General features: G+C 31.5%; 23 protein-coding genes. 9 read left to right on the forward strand and 14 right to left on the reverse strand.

What is annotated here, in order from left to right:
* The first annotated feature begins 41 nt into the window (after positions 1-41).
* From WA327_RS10275 to WA327_RS10285, 3 genes are all read left to right on the forward strand, one after another.
* Positions 42-1,934 carry a peptidase M61 gene (locus WA327_RS10275; protein WP_336069404.1) on the forward strand — a complete coding sequence of 631 codons (1,893 nt, stop codon included), beginning with the start codon at positions 42-44 and terminating at the stop codon, positions 1,932-1,934.
* Between the two features lie 145 nt (positions 1,935-2,079).
* Positions 2,080-2,400 (forward strand): DUF6799 domain-containing protein, encoded by a 321-nt coding sequence (locus WA327_RS10280; RefSeq protein ID WP_336069406.1) that lies wholly within the window; start codon positions 2,080-2,082, stop codon positions 2,398-2,400.
* An 86-nt stretch (positions 2,401-2,486) separates the two neighbouring features.
* Positions 2,487-3,752 (forward strand): hypothetical protein, encoded by a 1,266-nt coding sequence (locus tag WA327_RS10285; protein ID WP_336069408.1) that lies wholly within the window; start codon positions 2,487-2,489, stop codon positions 3,750-3,752.
* 2 nt (positions 3,753-3,754) lie between these two features.
* Here the strand turns inward: WA327_RS10285 and WA327_RS10290 are convergent, their stop codons facing one another.
* The 5 genes from WA327_RS10290 to WA327_RS10310 form a co-directional block, all read right to left on the reverse strand.
* Complete coding sequence (locus WA327_RS10290; RefSeq protein WP_336069411.1) at positions 3,755-4,951, reverse strand: GAF domain-containing sensor histidine kinase; 1,197 nt, start codon at positions 4,949-4,951, stop codon at positions 3,755-3,757.
* 69 nt (positions 4,952-5,020) lie between these two features.
* Positions 5,021-5,785 carry a TIGR02757 family protein gene (locus tag WA327_RS10295; RefSeq protein ID WP_336069413.1) on the reverse strand — a complete coding sequence of 255 codons (765 nt, stop codon included), beginning with the start codon at positions 5,783-5,785 and terminating at the stop codon, positions 5,021-5,023.
* Positions 5,786-5,788: 3 nt separating this feature from the next.
* Positions 5,789-6,997 (reverse strand): GAF domain-containing sensor histidine kinase, encoded by a 1,209-nt coding sequence (locus tag WA327_RS10300; RefSeq protein ID WP_336069414.1) that lies wholly within the window; start codon positions 6,995-6,997, stop codon positions 5,789-5,791.
* Between the two features lie 67 nt (positions 6,998-7,064).
* Entirely contained in the window at positions 7,065-7,724 is a 660-nt protein-coding gene (locus WA327_RS10305; protein WP_336069416.1) for an ABC transporter ATP-binding protein, read from the reverse strand.
* Positions 7,725-7,774: 50 nt separating this feature from the next.
* Entirely contained in the window at positions 7,775-10,270 is a 2,496-nt protein-coding gene (locus WA327_RS10310; protein ID WP_336069418.1) for a DUF5916 domain-containing protein, read from the reverse strand.
* A gap of 191 nt (positions 10,271-10,461) precedes the next feature.
* On the opposite strand from WA327_RS10310, the gene folE reads away from it, so the two are divergent.
* Positions 10,462-11,058, forward strand: a complete 597-nt coding sequence (gene folE / locus WA327_RS10315) for a GTP cyclohydrolase I FolE (protein ID WP_336069420.1) — start codon at positions 10,462-10,464, stop codon at positions 11,056-11,058.
* A 309-nt stretch (positions 11,059-11,367) separates the two neighbouring features.
* Entirely contained in the window at positions 11,368-11,667 is a 300-nt protein-coding gene (locus WA327_RS10320; protein ID WP_336069423.1) for a hypothetical protein, read from the forward strand.
* An 8-nt stretch (positions 11,668-11,675) separates the two neighbouring features.
* Here the strand turns inward: WA327_RS10320 and WA327_RS10325 are convergent, their stop codons facing one another.
* The 9 genes from WA327_RS10325 to WA327_RS10365 all read right to left on the reverse strand — a co-directional run bounded on the left by WA327_RS10325 (position 11,676) and on the right by WA327_RS10365 (position 22,264).
* On the reverse strand, positions 11,676-14,408 hold the full coding sequence (locus WA327_RS10325) for a DNA methyltransferase (protein WP_336069425.1): 2,733 nt from the start codon (positions 14,406-14,408) through the stop codon (positions 11,676-11,678).
* A gap of 117 nt (positions 14,409-14,525) precedes the next feature.
* On the reverse strand, positions 14,526-16,796 hold the full coding sequence (locus tag WA327_RS10330) for a TonB-dependent receptor (RefSeq protein WP_336069429.1): 2,271 nt from the start codon (positions 16,794-16,796) through the stop codon (positions 14,526-14,528).
* 76 nt (positions 16,797-16,872) lie between these two features.
* Positions 16,873-17,205 carry a hypothetical protein gene (locus WA327_RS10335; protein WP_304140699.1) on the reverse strand — a complete coding sequence of 111 codons (333 nt, stop codon included), beginning with the start codon at positions 17,203-17,205 and terminating at the stop codon, positions 16,873-16,875.
* Positions 17,206-17,697 carry a DUF6787 family protein gene (locus tag WA327_RS10340; protein ID WP_336069432.1) on the reverse strand — a complete coding sequence of 164 codons (492 nt, stop codon included), beginning with the start codon at positions 17,695-17,697 and terminating at the stop codon, positions 17,206-17,208. It abuts the gene before it with no gap.
* A 35-nt stretch (positions 17,698-17,732) separates the two neighbouring features.
* On the reverse strand, positions 17,733-18,164 hold the full coding sequence (locus WA327_RS10345) for a DUF6146 family protein (protein ID WP_304140695.1): 432 nt from the start codon (positions 18,162-18,164) through the stop codon (positions 17,733-17,735).
* An 87-nt stretch (positions 18,165-18,251) separates the two neighbouring features.
* Positions 18,252-18,890: a DUF937 domain-containing protein gene (locus tag WA327_RS10350; RefSeq protein WP_336069433.1), complete on the reverse strand. Its 639-nt coding sequence runs from the start codon at positions 18,888-18,890 to the stop codon at positions 18,252-18,254.
* A 111-nt stretch (positions 18,891-19,001) separates the two neighbouring features.
* On the reverse strand, positions 19,002-19,958 hold the full coding sequence (locus WA327_RS10355) for a D-2-hydroxyacid dehydrogenase (protein ID WP_336069434.1): 957 nt from the start codon (positions 19,956-19,958) through the stop codon (positions 19,002-19,004).
* Positions 19,959-20,025: 67 nt separating this feature from the next.
* Positions 20,026-21,087, reverse strand: a complete 1,062-nt coding sequence (gene serC, locus WA327_RS10360) for a 3-phosphoserine/phosphohydroxythreonine transaminase (protein ID WP_336069435.1) — start codon at positions 21,085-21,087, stop codon at positions 20,026-20,028.
* A 115-nt stretch (positions 21,088-21,202) separates the two neighbouring features.
* Entirely contained in the window at positions 21,203-22,264 is a 1,062-nt protein-coding gene (locus tag WA327_RS10365) for an acyl-CoA reductase (protein ID WP_336069436.1), read from the reverse strand.
* 71 nt (positions 22,265-22,335) lie between these two features.
* On the opposite strand from WA327_RS10365, the gene WA327_RS10370 reads away from it, so the two are divergent.
* The 4 genes from WA327_RS10370 (at position 22,336) to WA327_RS10385 (ending at position 26,642) form a co-directional block, all read left to right on the forward strand.
* Positions 22,336-22,689 carry a 4Fe-4S dicluster domain-containing protein gene (locus WA327_RS10370; protein ID WP_106677846.1) on the forward strand — a complete coding sequence of 118 codons (354 nt, stop codon included), beginning with the start codon at positions 22,336-22,338 and terminating at the stop codon, positions 22,687-22,689.
* Positions 22,690-22,788: 99 nt separating this feature from the next.
* Positions 22,789-23,883 carry a redox-regulated ATPase YchF gene (gene ychF, locus WA327_RS10375; RefSeq protein WP_027878949.1) on the forward strand — a complete coding sequence of 365 codons (1,095 nt, stop codon included), beginning with the start codon at positions 22,789-22,791 and terminating at the stop codon, positions 23,881-23,883.
* A gap of 94 nt (positions 23,884-23,977) precedes the next feature.
* Positions 23,978-24,430, forward strand: a complete 453-nt coding sequence (locus tag WA327_RS10380) for an SRPBCC family protein (RefSeq protein WP_336069442.1) — start codon at positions 23,978-23,980, stop codon at positions 24,428-24,430.
* Between the two features lie 355 nt (positions 24,431-24,785).
* Positions 24,786-26,642, forward strand: coding sequence for a DNA topoisomerase IV subunit B (locus WA327_RS10385; RefSeq protein WP_336069445.1), 1,857 nt, complete (start codon positions 24,786-24,788; stop codon positions 26,640-26,642).
* Position 26,643 lies beyond the last annotated feature (1 nt).

Consider the following 26,643-nt stretch of genomic DNA (forward strand, 5'->3'; position numbering starts at 1 on the left):
AGCGTCTTGTTACCAAGACCATTAACAAATAATATTTAAATATGAAAAAACTCCTATTATCAACACTTGCTTCAGGACTTTTACTAGTAGGTTGCGGTGGATCTAAAACCACTACAAGTCTTTTAGCAACACAAACACCTATTGAAACTTCAATAGACTTATCTAAAGTAACAAATGATAAAGTACCAGTAACGATTAACCCTGGTCGTTTTACTACAGAAACAGTAACGTATAGACTGCCAAGAGTTGTACAAGGAACATACTCGGTAAGCGACTTTGGTAAATATATTGATAGTTTTAAAGCTTTTAATTATAAAGGAGAAGAGTTATCTACAAGTAAGGTAGACACAAATACCTGGACAATTACTAATGCTAAAGACTTAGATTATATTACCTATTATGTAAATGATACTTTTGATCAAGAAGTTGAAGGAGGAATAGGAGGCGAGCAACCTTTTTCGCCAGCAGGAACAAACATAGAGCCAACAAATTATGTAATGAATTTACATGGATTTATAGGGTATTTTGATAGTTTAAAAAACAGTCAATATAAATTAGATGTAACTGCGCCAGCAAACTTTAAACGTACATCTGCTTTGCAGGAAACTTCAAATAAAACAAGCGAGGACGGAAGCTTAATCACATCAAGCTACTTTGCACCAAGATATTTTGACATTACAGATAACCCAATGTTTTATGGAGAATTAGATGTAGAAGAATTTCAAGTAGGAGACATTAAAATTGTATTAAGTGTTTACTCTCCTAACAAAGTACATTCAGCTACAGAAATTAAAGGTGTTGTTGAAAAAATGATGCAAGCTCAAAAAACATATTTAGGCGATATAAACAGCACACCTCGTTACGATATCTATTTATACTTATCTGATGGATCAGAAGGTTCTCCTAAAGGATTTGGAGCTTTAGAGCATCATACGTCTACAGTAGTTGTTTTACAAGAAGATATGCCATTTGATGCTTTAGCAGAAAGTATGATAGATGTCGTGTCTCATGAGTTTTTTCACATCGTAACACCATTAAGTGTACATTCAGAAGATGTACATTATTTTGATTACAACCAGCCAACATTTTCTAAGCATTTATGGATGTATGAAGGCGTAACAGAGTATTTTGCAACGTTATTTCAAGTAGATCAAGGTTTAGTGGATAACCAAGAATTTTACGGTGATATTTTACAAAAAATACAAACCGCTAAAAACATGAATGACTCAATGAGTTTTACCGAAATGAGTGAAAATGTTTTAGATGAGCCTTACGCACCACAATATTATAACGTTTATATGAAAGGTGCTTTAATCGGTATGTGTATTGATATCATTATGCGTGAAGAAAGTAATGGACAGCGTGGTATTTTATCTTTAATGAAAGAATTATCTAATAAATACGGAAAAAACAAACCATTTGAAGACGATAAATTAATAGACGAAATCACTGCAATGACTTACCCAAGCGTTGGAGAGTTTTTAAATACACATGTAGTTGGAGGAACACCAATAGACTATAATGTATATTTTGAAAAAGTAGGCTTAATGATGAGTGAAGGAAAAGTAAAAACTAACTACATCCAGAATGGCGGTGAGTTAATTTTTGCTCCTAATCAAGAAACTATGAAACTTCCATTTTCTGAAGCTGTAAAAAAAAACAGTTTTTGGGCAGATAATGGTGTACAACCTGGTGATGTAATGAAAACTGTAAACGGTGAAGCTTTTTCTTTTATGACTGCACAAAAAATCTTAACAGATATGTATATGTGGAAACCAGGACAAGAAGTAGAAGTTGTTATTGATAGAAATGGTAAAGAATATACTGTAAAAACAAAACTAACACAGTCTTATACTACAGGAAAAACTATTACCGAAAACCCAGAAGCAACACAAAAGCAAAAAGAAATTAGACAAGCTTGGTTAAAAGGCTAATCCTCTAATTTATTTTGATAGAATGATTAAAAAGCTTGGTGTAAAACCAAGCTTTTTATTTTTGGCATAATTAGTGAATTATAAGTTAAAGATGAATATTACTCATCAAAAATTAGTATATTTAATCATATTAAAACACATCAAAATGAAACAAGTTATCCTTTTAGCATTCGCTCTATTTATGACAACAGGAGCAGTAATGGCACAAGATAAAATACAAGTAGAAGACGCTAATTATGTAATTCTATTAAATGAAAAAGTATATCATTATACACAAAAAGGAGTAGAACCCTTAAAAAAAGAATTAAAACTGCACAACGGAACTATTGTGCAAACAGATGGAACTTATACGACGGAAGACGGTAAAACAATGAAGCTTGAAGACGGACAATGTTTAGGAATGAGTGGGAAACTCTACAAAGACCAAGCAACATTAGCCAAAAAGCTTAAAAAAGAAATGAATTAAAGATTGATACACTCTTAAAGCCTGATAATTTTATCAGGCTTTTTTCTTTTCAATAATTTATTAATTTGTACCCATAAATCATTAAAATGAAAAAGACCTACCTAATTTCACTTCTCTTATTATTAAGTACTATACAAGTAAAAGCCCAACATTTATATGAAATTTTATGGGAATCTGATGGGATCGCTTATTTAGCAGTTTTGGCAATAACAGAAGATGATGCTTTTTTTAGAGTAAATTATTTTATAAACGGTGAAGAAAATATAGTTTCATTTAAAGCAGATGTAATCCATAGAGAAAATCATATTAATTATTTTGACGGTTTTGATGTAAAATCTATTAAAGGCTCGAGTAACGATAATTATTATGCAGATAATTTTTATGTTGTGTCTGATAAATCTTCTGCTTACAAGAAATATTCAGAGCCAATTAATAATATTTATCGTTACGATGACGAAAACCCAATTATAGAAGAAGATATCGATATCATTTGGAAAGGAAAAAAAATAAAGTATTGGAATAAAGTAGACCAAAGTGATATAACACCAGAATATCTACAACAATTTTTTAAAATTGATGAAAAAGAATACCAATACTTTCTTAAGAATTATACCCCAAAAAATGATGCAGATTTGCCTAAACCAAAAAATATAGCAGTTTTTGCAACGCGTTCAAGCGGTTTTAATGAAGATATTATTTATAAAACACAAAAGACATTTCCTAAACAATGGATTGTAGAGCAATTAAAAAAGAAGTTTAAAGTTACACAAGTCAGTTATATAGACAATAATTGGTTAGTAGTTATGTCTTACGGAGATTACGGTTTATACTCAAAACAAGAATGGCATATTAGTACAACTTTTCCTGAACAATGGATAGAATCTATGTGGAAAAAAAATTACCGAATAACAGAAGTTAACTATGTTAATAACAAATGGGTACTGATTATGACAAAAGGTGAAAAATTTGGAAAGAAACAAGCTTGGAACAAAGATGAAAAATTTCCTGTAGATTGGGTTAATAATAAATATGAACAAAACTTGAAAGTTACAAATGTGACTTATGGTGAAGGAGAATGGTTAGTGATAATGACAGATAAAGCTGTAGGTTTTGATGAAGAACTATATGAATTTGAATACTATCCTAAAGAACCCATGTCTATACAATATGATAAATATAAAATGACAGTAAGAACGATTGCATATGGTGATAATAGTTGGATATATGTTTTGGTTAAAAAATTATCTGTTTATAAACAGAATAACCAATTATGTAAAAATTTAGATGAAGTAAAACAATTTATAGATAACAATAGCACAAAGTCAATTACAGATATTGTTATTGAATATTAAGCTTACTTTTCTACAGAAAAAGTAAAAGTTGTGCCTTCATCTATTTTAGAGGTTAAACTCACTTCTCCGCCTAATTTTTCGACTAAAGTTTTAACGGTGTATAATCCAATACCAGTACCTTTATTTCCGTATTTATCAGCATCATGTGCTGTATTAAAAAGTTCAAATAACGATTCTTTTTTCTTGATAGCTATTCCGTTACCGTTATCAGAAACTGTAAAGTGATGATGTGTTTCACTTTCACTATAACCTAAAACAACCAATGGTTGTGGTTTTGTGTTGTATTTTATTGCGTTATCAACTAAATTTAATATAATTTGAGTAACTGCAGACCTATTAATATCTCCTAAATTAGCGTCATCATTAAGCTGAAATTGAGATGTTTTTAAGCTTAGTATTTGCTTTACATCATTATAGATGCTAGATAATTCGGTAGCTTCTTTTTTGTCTTGTAGTAAAGCTTCAGATTTATAATGCATTAAAATTCCGTCAATATAAGCTCTTAAAGTATCTGCAGATTCTTCAATAAAATCTAAATATTGTAAATCTATTTCAGGGTGAGAGACTTTTAATTCATCTTTAAATAATTGTGATAATGAGGTAATATTAGCTAATGGCGATTTTAGATCATGAGACACTTTACCTGCAAATGTATTTAATGATTGGTGCCTTTCTTCTAATAAATTATAAGCATTAGTTAATTGTATGTTTTTTAATCGTAACTCAAATAAATTAACAACTTGCTTAGCTAATGTTATCATTGCTTCTTGTTGTTGTTTGTCTAACTGTTTTGGTTTTACATCATAAATACACAATGTGCCTAAAGGAAAACCATCGGGATTAATTAAAGGTACGCCAGCATAAAAAGCAATGTTGTGTTCTTTTATTAAAGGATTGTCATGAAAACGCTCATCTTTAGTAGCATCTTCTACTATAAAAATGGGACTTTTGTCTAATATAGCATGACCACAAAAGGATATGTTTCTTGGTGATTCATTAAACGGAATACCGTAATGAGATTTTAAAAAGTTTCTATCGGCATCTAAAAGCGTGATTAAAGAAATAGGTACATCACAAATATTAGCAATAAGATTGGTAATGTTATCAAAATCTTCTTCAGGTAAGGTATCTAATAATTTGTATTCTTTAACGGCATTTAGGCGTTCGCTTTCGTTTTCAGGGAATTTGGGTGCAATCATTTGTTTTTTGTAGGCTTAAGGTTTGTATTTAAGCTTACGTAAAGATAAAGGTCAAGGTTTTTAATTATGTTAAAATTTTTCGAAAACTCCTAAACCAAATAAAGCAAAGTCATATTTAACAGGATCTTTTGGGTCTAAACTTCTTAAGTTTTTGTCTAATTCTTGTAACGCTTTAGCATCGTTTTGCTTTCTGCTTAGTAAGCCTAATTTTCTAGCAACGTTACCAGAATGTACATCTAACGGACAAGATAACTCTGAAGGTTTTATGCTTTTCCATATACCAAAATCTACACCTGTATTATTTGGTCTAACCATCCAACGTAAAAACATGTTAATACGTTTTGCAGCACTGTTTTTTATAGGATCACTTATATGTTTTTGTGTTCTTGGTAAATGATTGATTTCAAAAAATACTTGTTTAAATTCTGAAATAGAATGCTGTAAATTTTCATTATTATTTTTAGTAAAAACAGCTTCTAAACCATTGTGATTATTATAAATATGCTGAAGTGCTTTTATAAAAGTAATACAGTCTGTACCATTAAAAGTACGATGTACAAAGGTTTCAAAACGTTGTAAGTCTTCGTCTTTATGATTTAAAATGAAATCATATGGCGAATGCTCTAATAAATCCATTAATTTATTAGCATTATTGATGATGCTTTTACGGTTTCCCCAAGCAATAGTAGCGGTTAAAAATCCTGCTATTTCAATATCTTCTTTTTTAGAAAATTGATGTGGAATTTGAATAGGATCACTCTCAATAAACTTTGGGTTGTTATATTGTATTACTTTTTGATCTAAAAATTCTTTGAGGTTTTCTATTGTTTCCAATACTTATTTTTTGATAGAAAATTTAAAGCTACTACCAACACCAACTTCAGAATGTACAGTAATATTTCCGCCTAAATTGCTAACTAATTTTTTTACTGTAGACAAACCAATACCGTGACCTTTTTGTCCAAAACGATCAATTTCTTCAACTGTAGAGAACAACTTAAATATTTTTTTCTGTTTGTCTTTTGGTATGCCAATACCATTATCTGTAACCGTAATAAAATTAAAATCTGCTTGTTTGGTGTCTAATTCTACATCAATTACAGTTTCATCTTTATCATTGTACTTTAAGCTATTAGTAATTAAGTTTAATAAAACAAGTTCTAAAGCAGCTCTATTACTAGTTATATCATAATCTTTTTCAGGTAGATTAATTGTACAATCTACTTTTATATTTATGATGTCTATAACTTCTTCTAGTAATTGATTAAAAGAAAATGTTTCTACAGAAGATGAAGAAGAATGGCTGTTTTCGTAGTAATTTAAAAGGTTATTGATATAGTTACTTAAAGAAAGTGACGACGATTTTATGTTTTTTAAGTAGTCAACTCCGTTATCGCCAATTGCGTCTTTATATTTAGATTTTAAAATATCTGTAGTTAAAATCATGTTTGCTAAAGGCATTTTCATGTCATGCGCTACTTGAGAGGCAAACCCTTTAAGCATCTTATTTTTTTTGGTAAGCTTTCTTTTGGTTTGTTTAAGCTTTAAGTTGCTTTTATTAAGCTCTATTAGTTTTACAACTTGTTGCGATAGTAATTTTAAAGCCTCTTTCTGGTCATTATTTATTGTGTTAGGTTTATTGTCTATAACACAAAGTGTACCTAATTTGTGATTGTTTTTATCGATTAAACAAACACCAGCATAAAAAATAATAGACTCTTCACCGTTTTGTGCATACGGATGATTAACAAAACATAAGTCCTTTTTCGTATCTTCTACAATGTAAACCTCATCATCACTTGCTACTGCATAACTGCAAAAAGATAAATCTCTTTCAGAAGTACTTATTTGCATACCTCTTGCAGATTTAAACCAAACTTCGTCCTTATCTACAATAGAAATTAAAGAGATAGGCATATTGGTTAATGTAGAGGCTAGTGAAGTAATATTATTAAAGCTAATGTCGTTTTGACACCTATCTAGCTTGTAACTCTGTACAGCTAAAAGCCTTTCTTTGTCATTTTTAGGAATTGTGTTTAGCTGCATTTTTTAAGAGAGTCAGAAATTTTGTTTAACTAAAGTAGTGAAAATATATATGCAAATACGTTAAAGGTTAAACAATTTTACCGTCTACCATTGTTAGTTTTCTATCGGCTAGATTTGCTAATTCTTCGTTGTGTGTAACTATAACAAAGGTTTGTCCAAACTCATCACGAAGTTTGAAGAATAGATTATGAAGATTTTCTGCGCTTTCGCTATCTAAGTTACCCGACGGTTCGTCTGCAAAGATTAATTCAGGATTGTTTACTAAAGCTCTAGCAACAGCGACACGTTGTTGTTCTCCGCCAGAAAGTTCATTGGGTTTATGGTTGTATCTGTGTGATAAACCTAAAAAGTCTAATAATTCTTTAGCGCGTTTTTCGGCTTCATTTTTATTAGTTCCCTTTATAAACGCAGGAATACACACATTTTCTAACGCTGTAAACTCTGGTAATAATTGATGAAACTGAAAAATAAAACCTATGTGTTTATTTCTAAATTCAGCTAATTGTTTTTCATTTAAAGCAGTAATGTTTTTATCATTGATAATTAACTCTGTTTCTGAGTTTTTATCAATAAAATCTAAGGTTCCTAATATTTGAAGTAAGGTTGTTTTTCCTGCTCCAGAAGCACCAACTATCGAGACAATTTCACCTTTATTAATCGTAACATCTACACCTTTTAGTACGTGCAAATCGTCATAATATTTGTGAATGTTTTTTGCTTTAATCATAGACTTTTATAAAGCTTGAAAATTACTACTTTAAATTAGCTTTAGCAAGGTTAGATGAAGTTACTTTTTTTAGAGAATACCTTTTTTAAATCGTTATAATCTATAAAATATACCATTCTTAAAGAGAAGGTATTACGTTGCTTTTGCTTAAATAAATCGTCTAACGTATCAAAATAACTTGCATCTGAGTTTGAGGATTGATTAAAAATCTGATTACGATATAAAGCTGTTAACTGACTACCAGGTGCAAATTGCCACGTGTAGCTTAAGTCTAAATTCCAAGTATTAAAATTAATATCTGGATTAAAATCAGGATCGTAACTTATATTCTCTTTGGTGTAAACCTCAGATTGTACCAAACGTCCATTACTTTGTAAAACATACATTTCTGGGTCATAGGTTACGGTACTTACATAGTTTCTAAAACTTAACGTTAATGCGTTAAAAGAATTAAAATTATAGCTTCCAGAAATACTAGACGTAATTTGTATTCTATCACGTTGACCAAAAATGATACGGTCGTAAATTTCTTGTCCGTTTACATAACCTCTATCTGCCGTATAGTCATCATAATCAAAACCTAACAATAATAAAAACTTGTCGTTAAATTTAAATCTAGGATTGATTCCAAACCAATAATTATTAAAGTTATCACGCTCTTTATCAAAAAAACGTCCGTAACCAAAATTAGCATCTAATGCAAAAAACTTATTGTAGTTAGAAGAAATCCATATATTGGTTTGCGCATAATTTTTGGTTGTAAAAAAGCTATTAAAACCATTACGAGGTTCAAAATAATCATGTTGTTCACCAATATTCCAGTTACTATTAATACCATAACTAAGTAACTTTTTGTTAGTAGCGTTAAATTCAAAACCTGTATTTTTTCCGGTATACACGCTAGGTGTAGCTAACCTATTATAGTTAAACCAAGTACCTATATACATGTTATTTAGATGTTTTGTCGGTTCAAATATGCGATAACTAGCACTTGCACTAAAATTATTATAATTGTTTCTAAACTGAATACCTAAATCATTTGGATCAAAATTAGTATCGGCATAATTATAGTCCAAAGACACTCTATATTTACCACTAATTTTACCAATTCCAGCTTCTACAGCATAACCGTTTTCTTTATCCGATACGTCATTAAACGTACTCATTTTTCCATTGGCATAAATACCGTAAGTATTCTTTTTATTGACAATATTGGTTAAAAACCCAGTCACATTCGCATCTCTAAAATCGCCATCTCTAGTTACATTGGTGTTGATTAATGTTACCGAAGAGTTTTTATTAAACTGCTGGTCTAAAACCATAATATTGTAGTTAGCTAAAGGCTCTACAATAGCTTTGCGTCTAGATTTTCTTATTTCTTCGTTGTCAGAATTTGGGTTTAAAACTTGAGTTTTTTCTATGTCTACATAGGTTTTTTGGGTAATAGCATTAAAAAAACCAATTCCTAAACCATTTTTTGTACGTCCCGAAATTTTTACAGCATTTAACAGCTGCACTTTTTCTGGGTATTCAATAATATCTTCGTCATCATCTAAAATAGGAAATCCGCTTGGTGCATCACCAATACGTCTAGAGTAGAAGAGGTTACCTTTGCTAAACAAATCAATACCTTCTGTAAAAAACTGTCTTCTTTCTGAAAATTGTTGCTCAAATGGACCAAGATTTAAAATCACATTATCAAAACCTGCTTGACTAAAATCTGGTATTAATGTGGCATCAAGCGTAATATTTTCGGTAATACCATATTTAACATCCATACCAGCTGCAAGATCGGTTTCGGTTTCATTATCATAGGTGCTAATTAATCCAGAAGCGTATGGAAAAAAGCTTAATCGTGTTGGTGGCGATATGTTTTTGATGCCTTTAAGTTCGGCGTGATATAATCCAATATTTCCTTTAGAAGGATCAACAGGATTCCACGTCATTTGTTCTCTAGTTTTACGGTAATGTCTATGAAATTGTATGCCCCAAGTTGGGTTTTCTTGTTGGGTAAAACGTAAAGCTCTGTAAGGTATTTTAACTTCTACAATCCAACCGTCGTTTTGCATTTTTACATCGCTTTCCCAAACAGCATTCCAGCCAAAATCTTCTCCGTTATTAGGACTTTCAACAGCATCGGCTTGTGTTCCAGAACTAAATACAAAAAACTCGGTGTTATTTTGTGCGTCATTATTAGGGTTAAAAATAATGCCAAAAAAATCAGATTGACCAAAGTTATCACGTTGTGTAAACTGTTTTAAAATATCTTCTGGATTGTCATAACAATACGCTGCGATATAAATACCAGCATCGTCGTACGTCATTTTTACTTCGGTTCTTTTTTCTTTGTTAGGCAAATCGCCTAAATCTGGTCTAAATTCGGTAAAATTTGTTGCAATTTGTGCATCATTCCATGCGATATCATCTAAAACACCATCTATTTTTGGTGCTATATCTGTACGTTTTATTTGGTAAGTTTTTTTGTCTTGAGCATTGAGTTGAAATGCTAATAATATGGTGAATAGCGATGTTAAGATTAATTTCATTTTGATTGATTAAATGTGGTTTTCTCAATAAAGACTATACAAAAGTAATAATGTTACACTTAAGGATGCAAAACTATGTTTGTCATTGCATTTTTCTCATAAGATAACGTTAAAATCTTTTCAGAAATTATAGAGAATCAATGGTTAATTAATAGAAAACACTATTTTTATTGTGAAGTAATTAAACTATTATGCCATACAAGAAATTTGAAGAATACAACATGCAAGTAACCGACGATGTAAAAGACCGTTACAAAAGTATTATTACAGAACTTGGTGAAGATACCAAACGTGAAGGTTTGCTAAAAACACCAGAACGCGCCGCAAAAGCCATGCAGTTTTTAACGCAAGGTTACAATCAAGATGCTGCCGAAATCCTTAAAGGCGCCATGTTTAAAGAAGATTATCATGATATGGTTATTGTTAAGGATATTGAATTGTATTCGCTTTGCGAACATCATATTTTGCCATTTTTTGGTAAAGCACATATTGCTTATATCCCAAACGGACATATTGTCGGACTAAGTAAATTACCACGTGTTGTAGATGTTTTTGCAAGACGCTTGCAAGTACAAGAACGCTTAACACATCAAATTTTAGATTGTATAAACGATACTTTAAAACCTGCTGGTGTTGCTGTAGTGATTGAAGCTAGTCATATGTGTATGATGATGCGTGGCGTGCAAAAACAAAACTCGGTAACTACAACATCGGGTTTTAGAGGCGCTTTTCAAAATATTGAAACACGTACTGAGTTTTTAAATCTGATTAATGCAGATTTGAGTTAGCTTAAAAGTTCAAAGTTGAAAAGTTTGAGTGATTTTGAGTGATTGCTGAGCGTAGTCGAAGTAAAACGATAAAATTGTATTTAGATAAGTTCAATAGAGCTATCGAGAAAAGGTTAATAAGCAAAAATTCTTATTCTCGATACAAATTTTACTCATTACTATCGTAAAATTCACTCGAATTGACGAAATTTTATTAAAACGAACAATTAGTAAAGACTAATAACTTACTACCAAACACCAAATACGTATTACTCTTTCATTTTTGGAATACTATTTGCTATTAACTTTATAGAATTCAAAACATTATAAATGAACAACAACACAAACAAATACACCAAACTGTTTTTAGGTTTGCTTTTTGATGCTTTAGGATATGTTACTTTTATTATTCCTGGTATTGGCGAATTTGGAGACATCATTTGGGCACCAGCATCTGCATGGTTAATGACTAAACTTTATAAAGGTAAAACGGGTAGAGTAGCAGCAGTAGTGTCTTTTATAGAAGAGGCGCTACCTGGTTTTGACGTCATCCCAACCTTTACCATTATGTGGTTATATACCTATGTATTTTCAAACAAAAAACAAGATCAAACTATTGATGTTAAATAGGATTGGTTTTACTTTTTAATTGTTTTCTTTTCGTTCAATAATGGTTCTGTGTACTGATTATACAAGTCAAACAAGTATTCAATTCGAGCAGTTTCATTTGTAAAGGCTTGAGGTCTGTAGCATAAATCAACTGCTTTATCTAAATCTCGATGTGCTTTTACTAGATTAGAAGGCATTGTTAACGGATGATATAAATCTGCTAAACTACTATCAGGAAATTCTGCTCTTGCATCTAATACTTTTTGAGCTTTTTGTTCTACTTTTTGTTTGTTTTTTTCGCTAGGTTCAAGTGGCCAAGGATAATTATTATAAACTAAGTTGTTAGAATACCTATAATCACTTTTGAGTTTACCGGCTACAGTTCTAATCCATACATTATGCATAAGTGATTGCAAAATCCCAAATTGATATTTTGTAGCATTTGGAAGACCATACGCACTATCAGCCAGAATTGTTTCTTTAGGTATATAACCTATTGGTAAATAGTTTCTTTTATGAGATGAAACTCTTGGAATTAAAAGGTAATCATTTTCAGGTTGTCTAATGTCTCCAAAAAGGTAAGGTGTTGAAGCCTTTGAATTTACTGATTTAGATTTGGCTGATTCACGAAATGATTTACACTTATTAATTCTTTCTATTAGAATACTTGATTTTTGTATTAAACTAGGGTTAATGTCCTTAAGCCAAAAACAGTATCTCCATTTTTCATTAAGCATTTCAAAAGAACCTCCATATCTTTTTATTAAAATATTTAACTCTGGGTTAGTCTTGATTAATTCATCCTTTTCGTTTTGTGATAATAATAGATTACCATCGTCATATGGTATATTACCTCTTATCATTTTTTGAGTGTTACATATTGGAATTCTAGTTTTATCAATAAAAATGTTATTACCATTAACTAGATATGGATTGATGTTACGAGCAATGATTTCATCAGGTTCACCATTGATATCATAATAATCATAGAGTTTTTTCTGTTTTTCTTTTAAAGAAAAACCAATAATAACACAATGAACAGCAGCTTTACCTTTTGCATCATTTTTCCAATTAAATGTTCTATGAGCGAAATTTATTGTCAAACCTTGATTAACTAAAATTTCATACCACAAAATCGAAACTTGTTCTCCTTGTGATACAGAATTAGTCGACACAAAAGCAGCTTCGATATTTGTATCATTAATATATTTAGCAGCTAAATAATACCAAGCAGCTACATAATCTAATTTACCGTAATTAATTGTTTTTTCAAAAACAACACTCATATCTTCAATTTGAGTTTTGTTCTTCATTGCTGCACCAATAAAAGGTGGATTTCCAATGATGTAAGAAAGTTCTGTTTTGGGCACAACATCTTCCCAATTGATTCTTAAAGAGTTACCGTGTATAATTTTAGCTGCTTTTTTTAATGGTAAACGTGCAAAATATTGCCCAAATTCTTCTGAAACACGCATATTCATTTGGTGGTCAATTAACCACATAGCAACTTCTGCTATTTTTGCTGCAAATTCGTCATATTCTATTCCGTAAAATTGGTCTACATCTAACCAAAGAATAGAGGAAACATCTAAAACTTGTTCCCCTTTTTTAAATAGCTCACGTAAAATGTCAATTTCTAAAAGTCTTAATTCTCTGTAAGTAATAATTAAGAAATTTCCACTTCCACAAGCTGGGTCAAGAAATTTTAGAGTCGATAATTTATGATGAAACTCTTTGAGTTTTTTAGAACTTGATTTTATCTTTTCAAATTCTGCTCTTAACTCGTCAAGAAAAAGTGGTTTGATAAGTTTAAATATATTTTTCTCAGAAGTATAATGAGCTCCTAAATTTCTTCTCTCTTCTGGGTTCATTACACTTTGGAATAGTGAACCAAAAATCGCAGGTGATATTTTTCCCCAATCTAAACCAGATGCTTCCAATAAAATGTTACGCATTTTGGTATTGAAAGAAGCAATAGGTAAAAACTCTTCAAATAATTTACCGTTTACATAAGGAAATTGATTTAAATGGTCGTCTAAGTTTTTAAGTCTTTTTTCTTTTGGTGTATTTAAAACTTGGAAAAATTGAGCCATTAAAGCTCCTAAATCACTTCCGTCTTCGTTTGTTTTTTGGTCTAAAAATTCTTTAAAAGTATCTTTTTCAAAAATGCTTGTATCGTCAGCAAAAAGTATAAATAGTAAACGAACTAAATACACCTCTAAATGATGCCCTTTATAACCAAACTCTTCAAGTTGGTCGTGAAGTTTTCCCATTAACTCAGCAGCTTTTATATTTACTGGGTCTTCTTCTTTAAAAGTTCTTTTTTGATAACCTGCAATAAAGCCAAAGAGTTTTACATTTTTGTAAAGTTCTGAAACGTGAAATTCGTGTTCAGTTTTTTCGTCAAGGTCAAAAAGTTTGATTTTGTCAAAATCTGAAACTAAAATGTATTTTGGTAATTCGTGTTCTTTTAGTCCAGGAAAATAATCAGTTGCTTGCTCAAAAGCTTTGTCTAAACTTCTTCCTTTTGATTTATGCTCAACAAGTAAAGTACCTTTCCAAAAAAGGTCAATAAATCCTTGATTTCCACTTAATTTTTTGACAGGTTCTTCAAATGTTGCCACTCGTCTGCGTGATATTCCAAAAACGTTGAAAAAATCATTCCAAAAACTATCTTTTTCAGCTCGTTCCTTTGTTTCTTCTGCCCATTCATTTGAGAACTTTAACGCTCGATCTTTTATTTCATTCCAGCTTAATGCCATTAATATATTTTGTTAATTAGTTTTAAATATTCAAATAACTTTTAATATCTAAATATAAAAAAATCCCAACGCTAAGTCGGGATTTTTTTGAAGTAATCTTCACTATGTTATTAACAGTTATAAAGTATAATTTAAACCAAAACTAATATTGCGTCCCATGTTAGCAATACCATCTGTTTTTAAGCGTGATAAATGGTTAATGTACACTTTATCGGTTAAGTTAGTACCTGCAATGCTTATATCTAAAGGATTTTTAAATAATGTAATCGTTGTACCAACACCAGCGCTTAAAAGGTTGTAGCTTGGTGTTGTGGTTTCAAACTGGCTCACATTGTTTTGTGCAAATGTGGTACGCAGTTTTACAAATGCATAACTGTTTTTTAGGGTATTGGTATTAAACTCTGCACGTAACGTGTTGGTTAAACTGTTAGCAGGTATTAATGGTAAATAATCATCATTATCTTGTTGTCCTGTTACGGTTTCAAAACTAGACTCTAAATGTAACCAATCTAAAGGATGCGGATGTAAGTGTACACCAAACTCGCCACCATATAAACGCGCATTACTTTGTAAATAGTTATATACAGGTGTGTTGTCTATAAAATTTCCGTTAGGCGCTAAATAGATGTAATTATTAATGTGGTTATAAAAACCGTTGGCAAAAATTTCAAAATGCTCGTTAGCATATTCTAAGGCTAAATCGGTTTGAAAGTTTTGCTCATTTTTAAGGTCTATATTTCCTACTTCGTATCTATTTGTTCCGTGGTGAGTCCCATCAGACACTAACTCAGATAAATTTGGTGCTCTAAATCCTGTGGCTAGGTTTAATCGTGCTACAATAGTTTTAGTCACATTAGCTTTGATACCAGCAGCACCATTAAAGCTGTTAAATTGCTTAGTAATAGCATTGTCTATATCTATACTTCTGTGATCAAAACGTGCACCTAATTGCAAGTCAAAAGTTTCAAAATGAATATGTGATGTAGCTAACACACCAACATCATTAGTTGTTGCGTCTGGTATTAATTGTTCTTCGCCATAATTACTGTTGTTTTGAAGCATACCTTGTACACCAACAATAGTTTCAAATCTACCCATAGCAGGTAAGTTGTATTTAATGTTGTAGTTAAAGGTTTTTAACTTCATATGTAGTGCTGGCGCTTCGTCTTCGTGGTGTTCATCTTCATGTTCTTCTTCGTGCGCATCTTCGTCATGATCATGGTCATCTTCATCTTCGTCATGGTGTTCCTCACCGTGTTCTTCGTGATGATGGTCTTCAAATTCTTGTCTATCGTTGTAGATATAACCTAAGTTAATATCTAAGCTAGAATTATCAAAAAACCACGTACTTTTTGAACTTAAAATATGGTTGGTTAAGCTTTGGTAAGGCTCTAAAGGTGTTTTTAAATCAGACTGAATTCCAATGTCTTCAGGAATACCAAGTTTAGAAAGGTTAACATTGTATCTAAAATCGGTTTTAAAATTGGTGCTTTGGTAACCTAAACCAGCCTTTAAATCTTGTTCTCTAAAACGTGTATTGGTTACTCTATAATCTTGGGTTTGATAATCGCTATGTTCTGCTTGACCTAATCTAATTAAGAATTTAAATTTATCGGCAGATGCTTTATACCCAAAATTAACATTGTAACCATCTGTATTTGTAAAATATCTAGTGTTTATATTAGTTGCAGTACTATTTGGATCTGCAAAACGCTCAGGATTTAGATATAAAACGCCACCAAGTGCATCACTACCGTAAAGTAAAGATGCTGGACCTTTTATCACTTCGACGCTTTCTATACCAGCATCGCTAATGCCTAAACCGTGTTCTGCACCAAACTGTTGGTTTTCTAGTCTTACACCTTGCGCGTAAACTAACACACGATTACTACTTAAACCTCTAATAACAGGTTTACCAATTCCCATACCAGTTGTAATGCTTTCTACACCAGCGATATTAGTGATTCCGTCAGATAAAGTTACAGCACCTTTTGCTTTTAAAGTGCTTATTTTTTCTTGTTCAACCTTCATTACATTATCTTTTTGAAGCTTATGAAATGGCGTTGAAAGTATAACTTCACTCATTTCTATAGCAGAAGGTTTTAATTGAAATTGAAACGGACTTGTTGCTGGTAGCGTAATGTTTTCTGAAAAGGTTTCAAAACCAATCACCGAAATGGTTATTTTTTGAACACCAGAAGGTAAATTATTTATAGTGAAATTTCCGTTGTCATCGGTAGTTGTTCCTTTTTCTAACTGCGGAAAATAAATATTTGCGTAAGGAATAGGCTCTGAAGAATCATTAATGGTGACTTGTCCAGATATATTGTTTTGTGCAATTGTTACGGTGGATACCATAGCAATTAGCATAAATAAAAATTGTTTCATGTTTTTAAATATGAATTTGTATAAAGTGTTTTAAATAATAAATTGGATATCGCGAAAGCGAAATCTATAACAGTGTTTATACAAATTGTGGCGGACCACGAAGTACAATACCTAATCGCTGGTAAGAGCTAATAAATTGGTATTGAGAAAGGATAGGCTTATGATTATTTTTAACCTTTAAAAGTGTGTAACTAAATACAGAAAATGATAGCGAATTGTTGAGTTTTATTTTATAAAAGTCACAATCTACATCTATTTGGTGTAAGTGATGATCGCTAGTTTTTTCTGTACACACCTCATGTTTGTGGTTTTCAAACACATGCATAGCTTTTACCGCAGCAGGTAACAACACAGCTACTGTAAGTAGTACTGCAAAGCCTTTTGTTAGTATGTGTTTAATTGTGTGCATTTATTCGTTTAAAAAGCGTCCTAAACCAAAACGTCTTAGCATTTTCTTTTCAAAATTCCAGAAAAATTTAAATTGACCAAACAGCCAACCAAAACAAACTAATAGGATTTGGTAAAAAATTAGCCCAATAATAATATATAAGAACCAATAAACAGTAGGATTTAAGTTTTCTTTAGTAATTCCTATAAACTTTATTAATGGTCGTCCTACAAAGACTGAAGAAGATCCTGTAATTGCAAAAACGATAAATATGGTAATTAATTCCCAGCGGTAAGTAACCTTCCATTTATTCTCTAATTTACTGAATAAGAATAGGGTAAATTTTAATAATACAAATGTAATTACAAGAGTTAGACCTATTTTTAGATAGATATTATCAAAAAATAAATTAGCCAGTTTGTAACTAGAATAAAGTAAACCTAATACGCCTAAAATAGGGAAGAGGAGCTGCCAATTTTGTTGAATTTGCCAGCGTTGTTTAAATGCTTTCATAGCTGATTTTTACAGCTGCAAAAATACAAAACGATTTAAAAAGGAGGCACACGACCGCCTAAAAGATTTTGATTATACTTATTTTGAAAATAAATGAAGTAATTATAAAGTTTGTAATTAACCTCGTAACCGTAATCTATGTGTTGTTGGTAATTAATTTGCATTTCATACAAATTTGGATTGTAACGCTGAGGTTGTAATACACGACTATTCCAAGCTTGTACATAAAAAATGTTCTTGTTTTCAAGATAAGTTTGGTTGTAAAAACCTTCTGGTCTAGCAGTTGTATTTAACCAAACATTAAAACCTGGTTCTATTATAATAATGTCGTATTCAGATTCTTCGCTAGCTATTTTAATGGTGTCTCCAACCTGCGCAGGACTTTTGTCAGTCTCAACAGTTTTTTGAGTTGTACCACAACTAAAAGCTATTAAAAGAATAATAGCAACTAAAGCTAAATTTTTCATAGTTCTGTTTTTACTAAAGTTACTAAAATTATAGCAAAAAAAAGCCAAACATAACGTTTGGCTTGATTATAATATGTTAGTTGGTAATTATTTTCCGAATAAACCACCTAAAAGTCCGTCAAGTCCACCTTTTTTCTTAGCGCTACCTAATACCATTCCTGCAACATCATCTACAACGCTACCATCGCCATCTGCATCTAATATTTTTTCTAAGAAACTTTGTTCTTCTTTAGCGCCGCTACCACCAAGTAATCCACCAAGTAATCCGCCTAAATCGTTAGTAGAACTTACATTGTTTTGTTTAGCCTGTTTACCTAAAACACCCATTAAAATTGGTGCAGCTACTTTTAAAATATCACCAACAGAACCAGCGTCAAGACCAGCTTTTTGACCAATAACTTGTTGCACGCCTTCTTTTTTAGCACCTAAAACGTGACCTAAAATTTTATCACCATCTGTTTTAACGTCTTCATCAACGCCTCCACTAAATAATCCACCAAGGTTGTCTAAAATACTACCATCATGTTTATCCATAATTGCTCCTAAAAGACCTTGAGCACCTTCTGGTGAAGAAGCTGCGTTACGTTCCATAGCTTTCATCATAACTGGTAAAGCCATAGTTAATACGCTACTTGTTCTGTTTTCGTCTGTTCCTGTAGATCCAGAAACACCACTAATAATTGTTTTACCAATATCTGAGTTTAGTAAATCTAAAATTCCTGCCATTTTATTTAATTTTTTAAGGTTTGTAACTGTTAAGACATCTAATTTACGAAAAAAGCCTCAATTTTTTATTGAGGCTTTTTCTATTTAATATTATTCTATAAAACGTTTGTTTTAGTCGTTTAATAGCAAACTTTTAATTTGATCTGCTAACTCAACACCAATTCTGTCTTGCGCTTCGTTAGTTGCTGCACCAGTATGAGGCGTTAATGATAAATTAGCATTCATTAATAATTGTATTTCTGGTTGTGGCTCTTTTTCAAAAACATCTAAAGCAGCTCTTGCTACTTTACCGCTTTCTATTGCGTTGACTAAAGCAACTTCATCTAAAACGCCACCACGAGCAGCATTAGCGATGATAACACCATCTTTCATGTTGTCAAATTCGTCTTTACCAATCACGTATTCTTTTTGTGCTGGTACGTGAAGCGTTAAAAAGTCTGAGTTTTTAATTACTTCATCTTTAGATACAGTTTTTATATTGAAATTTAGTTTCTGTCCGTCAAAAAACTCTAATTCTAAGTCGGCATTTTCAATAAATGGGTCAAAAGCAATAACTTTCATTCCTGCACCAATTGCAACTTTGGCTGTAGCTTGACCAATACGTCCAAAACCAATAACACCAAGGGTTTTTCCTTTTAATTCGGTTCCTTTAGCGTATGCTTTTTTAAGCTCCTTAAACTTAGAATCTCCATCTAAAGGCATGTCTCTGTTGGCATTGTGTAAAAATCTTGCTAATCCGTAAAGGTGAGCAAAAACTAGCTCGGCAACAGAATGTGAAGATGCAGCAGGCGTGTTAATAACGTGAATGCCTTTTTGTCGTGCATATTCTACATCAATATTATCCATACCAACGCCACCACGACCTATTATTTTTAGGTTTGGACAAGCGTCTATTAAGTCTTTTCTAACTTTGGTTGCACTTCTTACTAAAAGTACAGTAATATCGTTTTTGTTAATGTAATCTATTAATTGTTCTTGTGCTACGGTTGTGGTATTAACGTCAAATCCAGCTGCTTCTAAAGCTTCGATTCCGCTATTTGATATACCATCGTTTGCTAATACTTTCATTGTTTTATTTTTTAATTCCGCAAAAGCGAAAATCTAAATTAATTTTAATCTTTTGTTTATGAAATGGTTAAGCTTTGCTTTCTAGCTCGCTCATTACTTCAACTAAAACTTTTACACTATCAAGTGATAATGCATTGTACATACTTGCGCGGTAACCACCAACGCTTCTGTGTCCGTTAAGTCCGTTAATACCAGCTTCTTTCCACATGGTATCAAAGGTTTCTTTTAAATCGTCATTAGTTAAAGTAAAAGTCGCATTCATGAAAGAACGGTCTTCTTTAGCAGCAAAACCTTTAAATAATGGGTTTAAATCAATTTCAGAATAAATTAAACGCGCTTTCTTTTCGTTTTCTTCCTCAATAGCTTTAATACCTCCTAAATCTTTTAACCACTGTAAAGTTAACATGCTTGTATACACTGCAAAAACTGGCGGTGTATTAAACATTGAACTTTTATCAATATGAACTTTATAATCTAACATTGAAGGAATTTTACGTGATACTTTACCTAAAACATCTTCTTTTACTACAACTAAAGTAGTACCAGCAGGACCCATATTTTTTTGAGCACCAGCATAAATAATATCAAATTTTGAAAAATCTAAGGTTCTTGAAAATATGTCAGAACTCATATCACAAACCATTGGTATTGGTGAGTTTGGAAACTCTTTTATTTGTGTTCCAAAAATGGTATTGTTAGATGTACAGTGAAAATAATCGTAATCTTCTGGGATTTCGTATCCTTTAGGGATATAATTGTAATTAGCATTTTTAGAAGACGCAACTTCAATAATGTCATCAAAGATTTTAGCTTCTTTAATAGCTTTGTCAGACCAAGTTCCTGTGTTTAAATATGCCGCTCTTTTTTCTAACATATTTTGAGCAACCATTAAAAATTGCATACTTGCACCACCTTGTAAAAATAAAGCTTTATAACCTTTGCCTTCTAAACCAAGTAATTCTAAAGCCAAAGATCTTGCTTGCTCCATAATATCTACAAAGGATTTACTTCTATGAGAAATTTCAATTAAAGATAATCCGTTGTCATAGTCTAAAACCGCTTGAGAGGCTTTTTGTAATACTTCTTGAGGCAATACGCATGGTCCTGCGCTAAAATTGTGTCTTTGCATTTTTTAATATTTTATGCATACACTGTAAAAGATTTACAGTATATATAGTTTGTTTAGCATTACAAAGGTGCTAATTAATACTGTAAAAAATGTTATTAATATGATAATTTATCAACTATATTTTTAACAAAAACTCAATAGTATTAATATCATCTGCGTAGTCCCAAAGTTGTGGTTTTTGGGTCATACCAAAATCTACATCGTTTTCGGTTAGCCCTTTAGACACAACACATTGAATTAAATCTTTATCAATGTTTAGTTTGTTTTGAAGTTGTTCTAAACTATCATAGTATTCATAAAAAACAGTTGCGATAGGAGATGCGTAGCTTTGGTCTTCTTTAATCATTAAAAAACCATTTTCTAGCATGTCAAATTCGCTCATTAAATAGACTGCTTTATTATAATCATAATTATTAGTGTATTTAGCCTCTTCAATTATAGGATGCCATTTATACATCGCGTTAAAAAAGCTATCAAAATTATAGTCTTTTGGTACAAATAGTTTTGAAACGTTGCGACAGCCTAACCCATAATATCTAAAAATATCTTCTGATAAGGCATTAAGTTGATCTTCAGTTTCATCACCAGTTAAAACTGCTACCGAGTTTCTGTTTTGCCTAATTATTGATGGTTTATTTTTAAAATAATACTCAAAATATCTAGCAGTATTGTTGCTACCTGTTGCTATCACAGCATCAAAATCTTGAAGTTTGTCTTCGGTAAATGTTATTTTTCCTTTTAATTCAGGAGAAACATATTCTAAATATTTAGCTAAAAAAGGTAAAAGGTGTTTATCGTTAGACGATTGCTTTACCAACACATCATGTCCAGTGATTAAAACACTTAAAAAGTCATGAAATCCAACCAAAGGGATATTTCCTGCCATTATAATAGCTACTTTTTTTGGCTTGACTTCGTTTAAATTATAACTTAATAACCATTGCTTTAAATTGTTTTCAGTCAATAAATTAGCCCAGCCTTCTAAAGCGAATAAAATATTGTTTTCAGTAAACCAGCCATTATGTTCTTTGGCTAATTTTATTTGATGTTTAAATCCATCAAAAAACAAGTCATTATGTAGAACATTTTCTTTTTTTTCAATTCCTTTAGTAGTAAATTGGCTTAAAAATTGGCCTAATTCGGCGAAAGCTGTAGTTATGTAATATTTGTTACCCATTATAATTTGTATAACCGTATTTTTGGCTTTATTTTTGTACAAAGTTAAGTAAACAAAAACGAAATTACGCTATGGCAATTATTATAACAGACGAATGTATAAACTGCGGAGCTTGTGAGCCAGAATGCCCAAACACTGCAATTTACGAAGGTGCTGACGATTGGAGATATAAAGACGGAACAAGTTTAGAAGGTAAATTGGTTTTACCTGATGGAAAAGAAGTTGATGCAGATGAGGCGCAAGAGCCTTTAAGTGATGAGATTTATTACATTGTCCCTGATAAATGTACAGAATGTAAAGGATTTCATGAAGAGCCGCAATGTGCTGCAGTTTGTCCTGTAGACTGTTGTGTACCTGATGATGATCATGTAGAAAGTGAAGAAACCTTACTTGGTAAACAAAAATTTATGCATCCTGATGGATAACATAATATTTATCTAAAAAATTAAAATCTCAAGTTAACACTTGGGATTTTTTATTGGATTAATGTGTACATTTGCACTCGTTAAAAATAAAATATAACAATGAAAGCAGGAATTGTAGGCTTACCAAACGTAGGAAAATCGACTTTATTTAATTGTTTGTCTAATGCAAAAGCGCAAAGTGCAAACTTTCCGTTTTGTACGATAGAGCCTAATATTGGTGTGGTAAATGTACCAGATCCAAGGTTGGAAAAGTTAGAAAGTTTAGTAAAACCAGAACGTGTTTTACCAGCAACAGTAGAAATTGTTGATATCGCTGGATTAGTAAAAGGAGCTAGTAAAGGAGAAGGTTTAGGTAATCAATTTTTAGCAAATATTAGAGAAACAGATGCAATTTTACACGTGTTACGCTGTTTTGATAACGATAATATTGTTCATGTAGATGGTAGTGTTGATCCAATAAGAGATAAAGAAACTATAGATATAGAGCTGCAATTAAAAGACTTAGAAACAGTAGAAAAAAAGCTTGACAAAGTAAAAAGAGCTGCAAAAACAGGCGATAAAGAAGCTCAAAAAGAAGAAGCTGTTTTATTAAAAATTAAGGAAGCTTTAGAGGCAGGAACATCGATTAGAGCTTTAGATTTTTCTGAAGAAGACCATAAAGCTTACGTAAAACCATTACAATTTATTACAGAAAAGCCAGTAATGTATGTGTGTAATGTAGACGAAGGTAGTGCTGTTTCTGGTAATGAATATGTTGAAAAAGTACGTGAAAACGTAAAAAATGAAAATGCTGAAGTTTTAGTGTTAGCAGTAGGCACAGAAGCAGATATCAATGAATTAGATGATTACGAAGAGCGCCAAATGTTTTTACAAGACATAGGATTAGACGAGCCTGGATCTGCAAAATTAATCCGTTCTGCTTATAAATTATTAAACCAACAAACCTACTTTACTGCAGGAGTTAAAGAAGTAAGAGCTTGGACTGTAAATGTAGGTGCAACTGCACCACAAGCAGCAGGAGTAATTCATACCGATTTTGAAAAAGGATTTATTAGAGCAGAAGTTATTGCTTACGATGATTATGTACAATTTGGTAGCGAAGCTAAAGTAAAAGAAGCTGGTAAAATGCGTGTTGAAGGTAAAGAATACATCGTAAAAGATGGAGATGTAATGCATTTTAGATTTAATGTGTAATTTACATTTTAGATTGCTTCACAATTAGATATTAAGATTTAAGACATTAAAAACGAGATGAATTTTCATCTCGTTTTTTTGTTTACATTTGATTATGCCTTTAATAGTTTTAGAAACAATAATAAACTCAGATATCAAAACTTGTTTTGATTTATCTCGAAATATTGATTTTTATACAAAGTCACTTAAACACTCTAAGGAAAAAGCTGTTGCAGGAAAAACTTCTGGTTTAATCGGTATAAATGAATGGGTTACTTGGGAAGCCAATCATTTTGGAATAAAACAAAAGTTAACTTCAAAAATAACAGAATTTGATTCACCAAATTATTTTGTAGATGAAATGGTTTCAGGAGTATTTAAGAGTTTTAGACATGAGCATCTATTTATTTCTGTAGGAGATAAAACAAAAATGATTGACAAATTTCACTACATATCACCTTTAGGAATACTTGGTAAAATAGCTGATGTATTGTTTTTAAAAAACTACATGAAAAATTTACTCTTAACAAGAAATTCGCACTTGAAAATAGAAGCTGAAGAAAATTAAAAAACAACTCGTATTTATTTAAATATTATTGAATTTAAGACCATTTTTAAGCGTCAGTTCGAGTGATTTTGAGGCACGAAAAATCGTATCGAGAACATGTTTAAATTAAAAATTCTATTTCGATATTGATTTTAATTCTATTAATCATAAAATCGATTAGAATTGACGAATTTTTATCATAATGCACAACAAGTTAAAATACTAAATAATTAGTGAAAATTCGTGAAATTCGTGTCAGAAAAATTATATTCCAACTTATCAAAATACATTGTTAATTAATTTCGTAGTCTACTATTTCATTTTTTATTGGGTTATGTTATCTTAGCAACTTATCTCACATTTCGCACCTAAATTTATGTCAGAACAAACAAATTATACCGAAGACAATATACGCTCGTTAGACTGGAAAGAACACATCCGTATGCGACCTGGTATGTATATTGGTAAACTTGGTGATGGATCATCGCCAGACGACGGTATATACATTCTGCTTAAAGAAGTATTAGACAACTCGATAGACGAGTTTGTTATGGGCGCAGGAAAAACCATCGAGATATCTATACAAGGCAATAAAGTAATCGTGCGCGATTATGGTCGTGGTATTCCATTAGGAAAAGTTGTAGACGTCGTGTCTAAAATGAATACTGGTGGTAAATACGATTCTAAAGCCTTTAAAAAATCGGTTGGACTTAACGGTGTTGGTACAAAAGCAGTTAACGCTTTATCAACATATTTTAGAGTTGAATCATCTCGTGATGGTAAAAGTGCATCTGCCGATTTTGAGCAAGGAAACCTTGTAGATCAAGAGTTTTTAGAAGAAACCTCTAGACGAAAAGGAACAAAAGTCTCATTTATTCCTGACGAAACTATCTTTAAAAATTACAAGTTTCGTCATGAGTATGTAGCAAAAATGCTTAAAAACTATGTGTACTTAAATCCTGGTTTAACCATAGTTTTTAATGGCGAAAAATACTTTAGCGAAAATGGATTAAAAGATCTTCTTTCAGAAAAAATTAAAGAAGACGATCAGCTTTATCCAATAATACACTTACGTGGTGACGATATCGAAGTTGCAATAACGCACAGTAAAACACAATATAGCGAAGATTACAACAGTTTTGTTAACGGACAAAACACAACGCAAGGAGGAACGCATTTAAACGCTTTTAGAGAAGCTATTGTAAAAACTATCAGAGATTTTTATGGTAAAAATTACGATGCTTCAGATGTAAGAAAGTCTATTGTTTCTGCAATTGCCATAAAGGTAATGGAACCAGTTTTTGAAAGTCAGACTAAAACAAAATTAGGTTCTACAGATATGGGTGGAGATTTACCAACCGTTAGAACTTATGTTAACGATTTTATCAAAACGTACTTAGATAACTTTCTACATAAAAATACTGAAACAGCCGAAAAGCTTCAACGTAAAATATTACAAGCAGAACGTGAACGTAAAGAACTTTCTGGTATTAGAAAATTAGCTAAAGATCGTGCTAAAAAGGCAAGTCTGCATAATAAAAAATTACGCGATTGTCGTGTGCATTTTGGTGATACAAAAAACGAAAGAAATCTAGAAACTACATTGTTTATAACTGAGGGAGATTCGGCTTCGGGAAGTATCACAAAATCTAGAGATGTTAATACGCAAGCGGTTTTTAGTTTAAAAGGAAAACCATTAAACAGTTACGGTTTAACCAAAAAAATAGTTTACGAAAACGAAGAGTTTAATCTACTTCAAGCAGCTTTAAATATAGAAGAATCTTTAGAAGATTTACGTTACAATAACATCGTAATTGCAACCGATGCCGATGTAGATGGTATGCATATTAGACTGTTGTTAATTACTTTTTTCTTACAGTTTTTTCCAGAAGTTATTAAAAACGGACATCTTTACATCTTACAAACACCATTATTTAGGGTAAGAAACAAAAAAGAAACTATTTATTGTTACAGTGAAGAAGAACGTCGTAACGCTATAGAAAAACTAAAGCCAAAACCAGAAATTACACGATTTAAAGGTTTAGGTGAAATTAGTCCAGACGAATTTAAACATTTCATAGGTGACGATATAAGACTTGATCCTGTAATGCTTGACGATAATATGTCTATAGAAGAATTATTGTCTTTTTACATGGGTAAAAACACACCATCGCGACAAGAGTTTATCATAGATAACTTAAAAGTTGAAATGGATATAATAGACGAGAAGTAGG

The organism is Mesoflavibacter sp. CH_XMU1404-2 (assembly GCF_037029465.1).
Taxonomy (GTDB): Bacteria; Bacteroidota; Bacteroidia; order Flavobacteriales; family Flavobacteriaceae; genus Mesoflavibacter.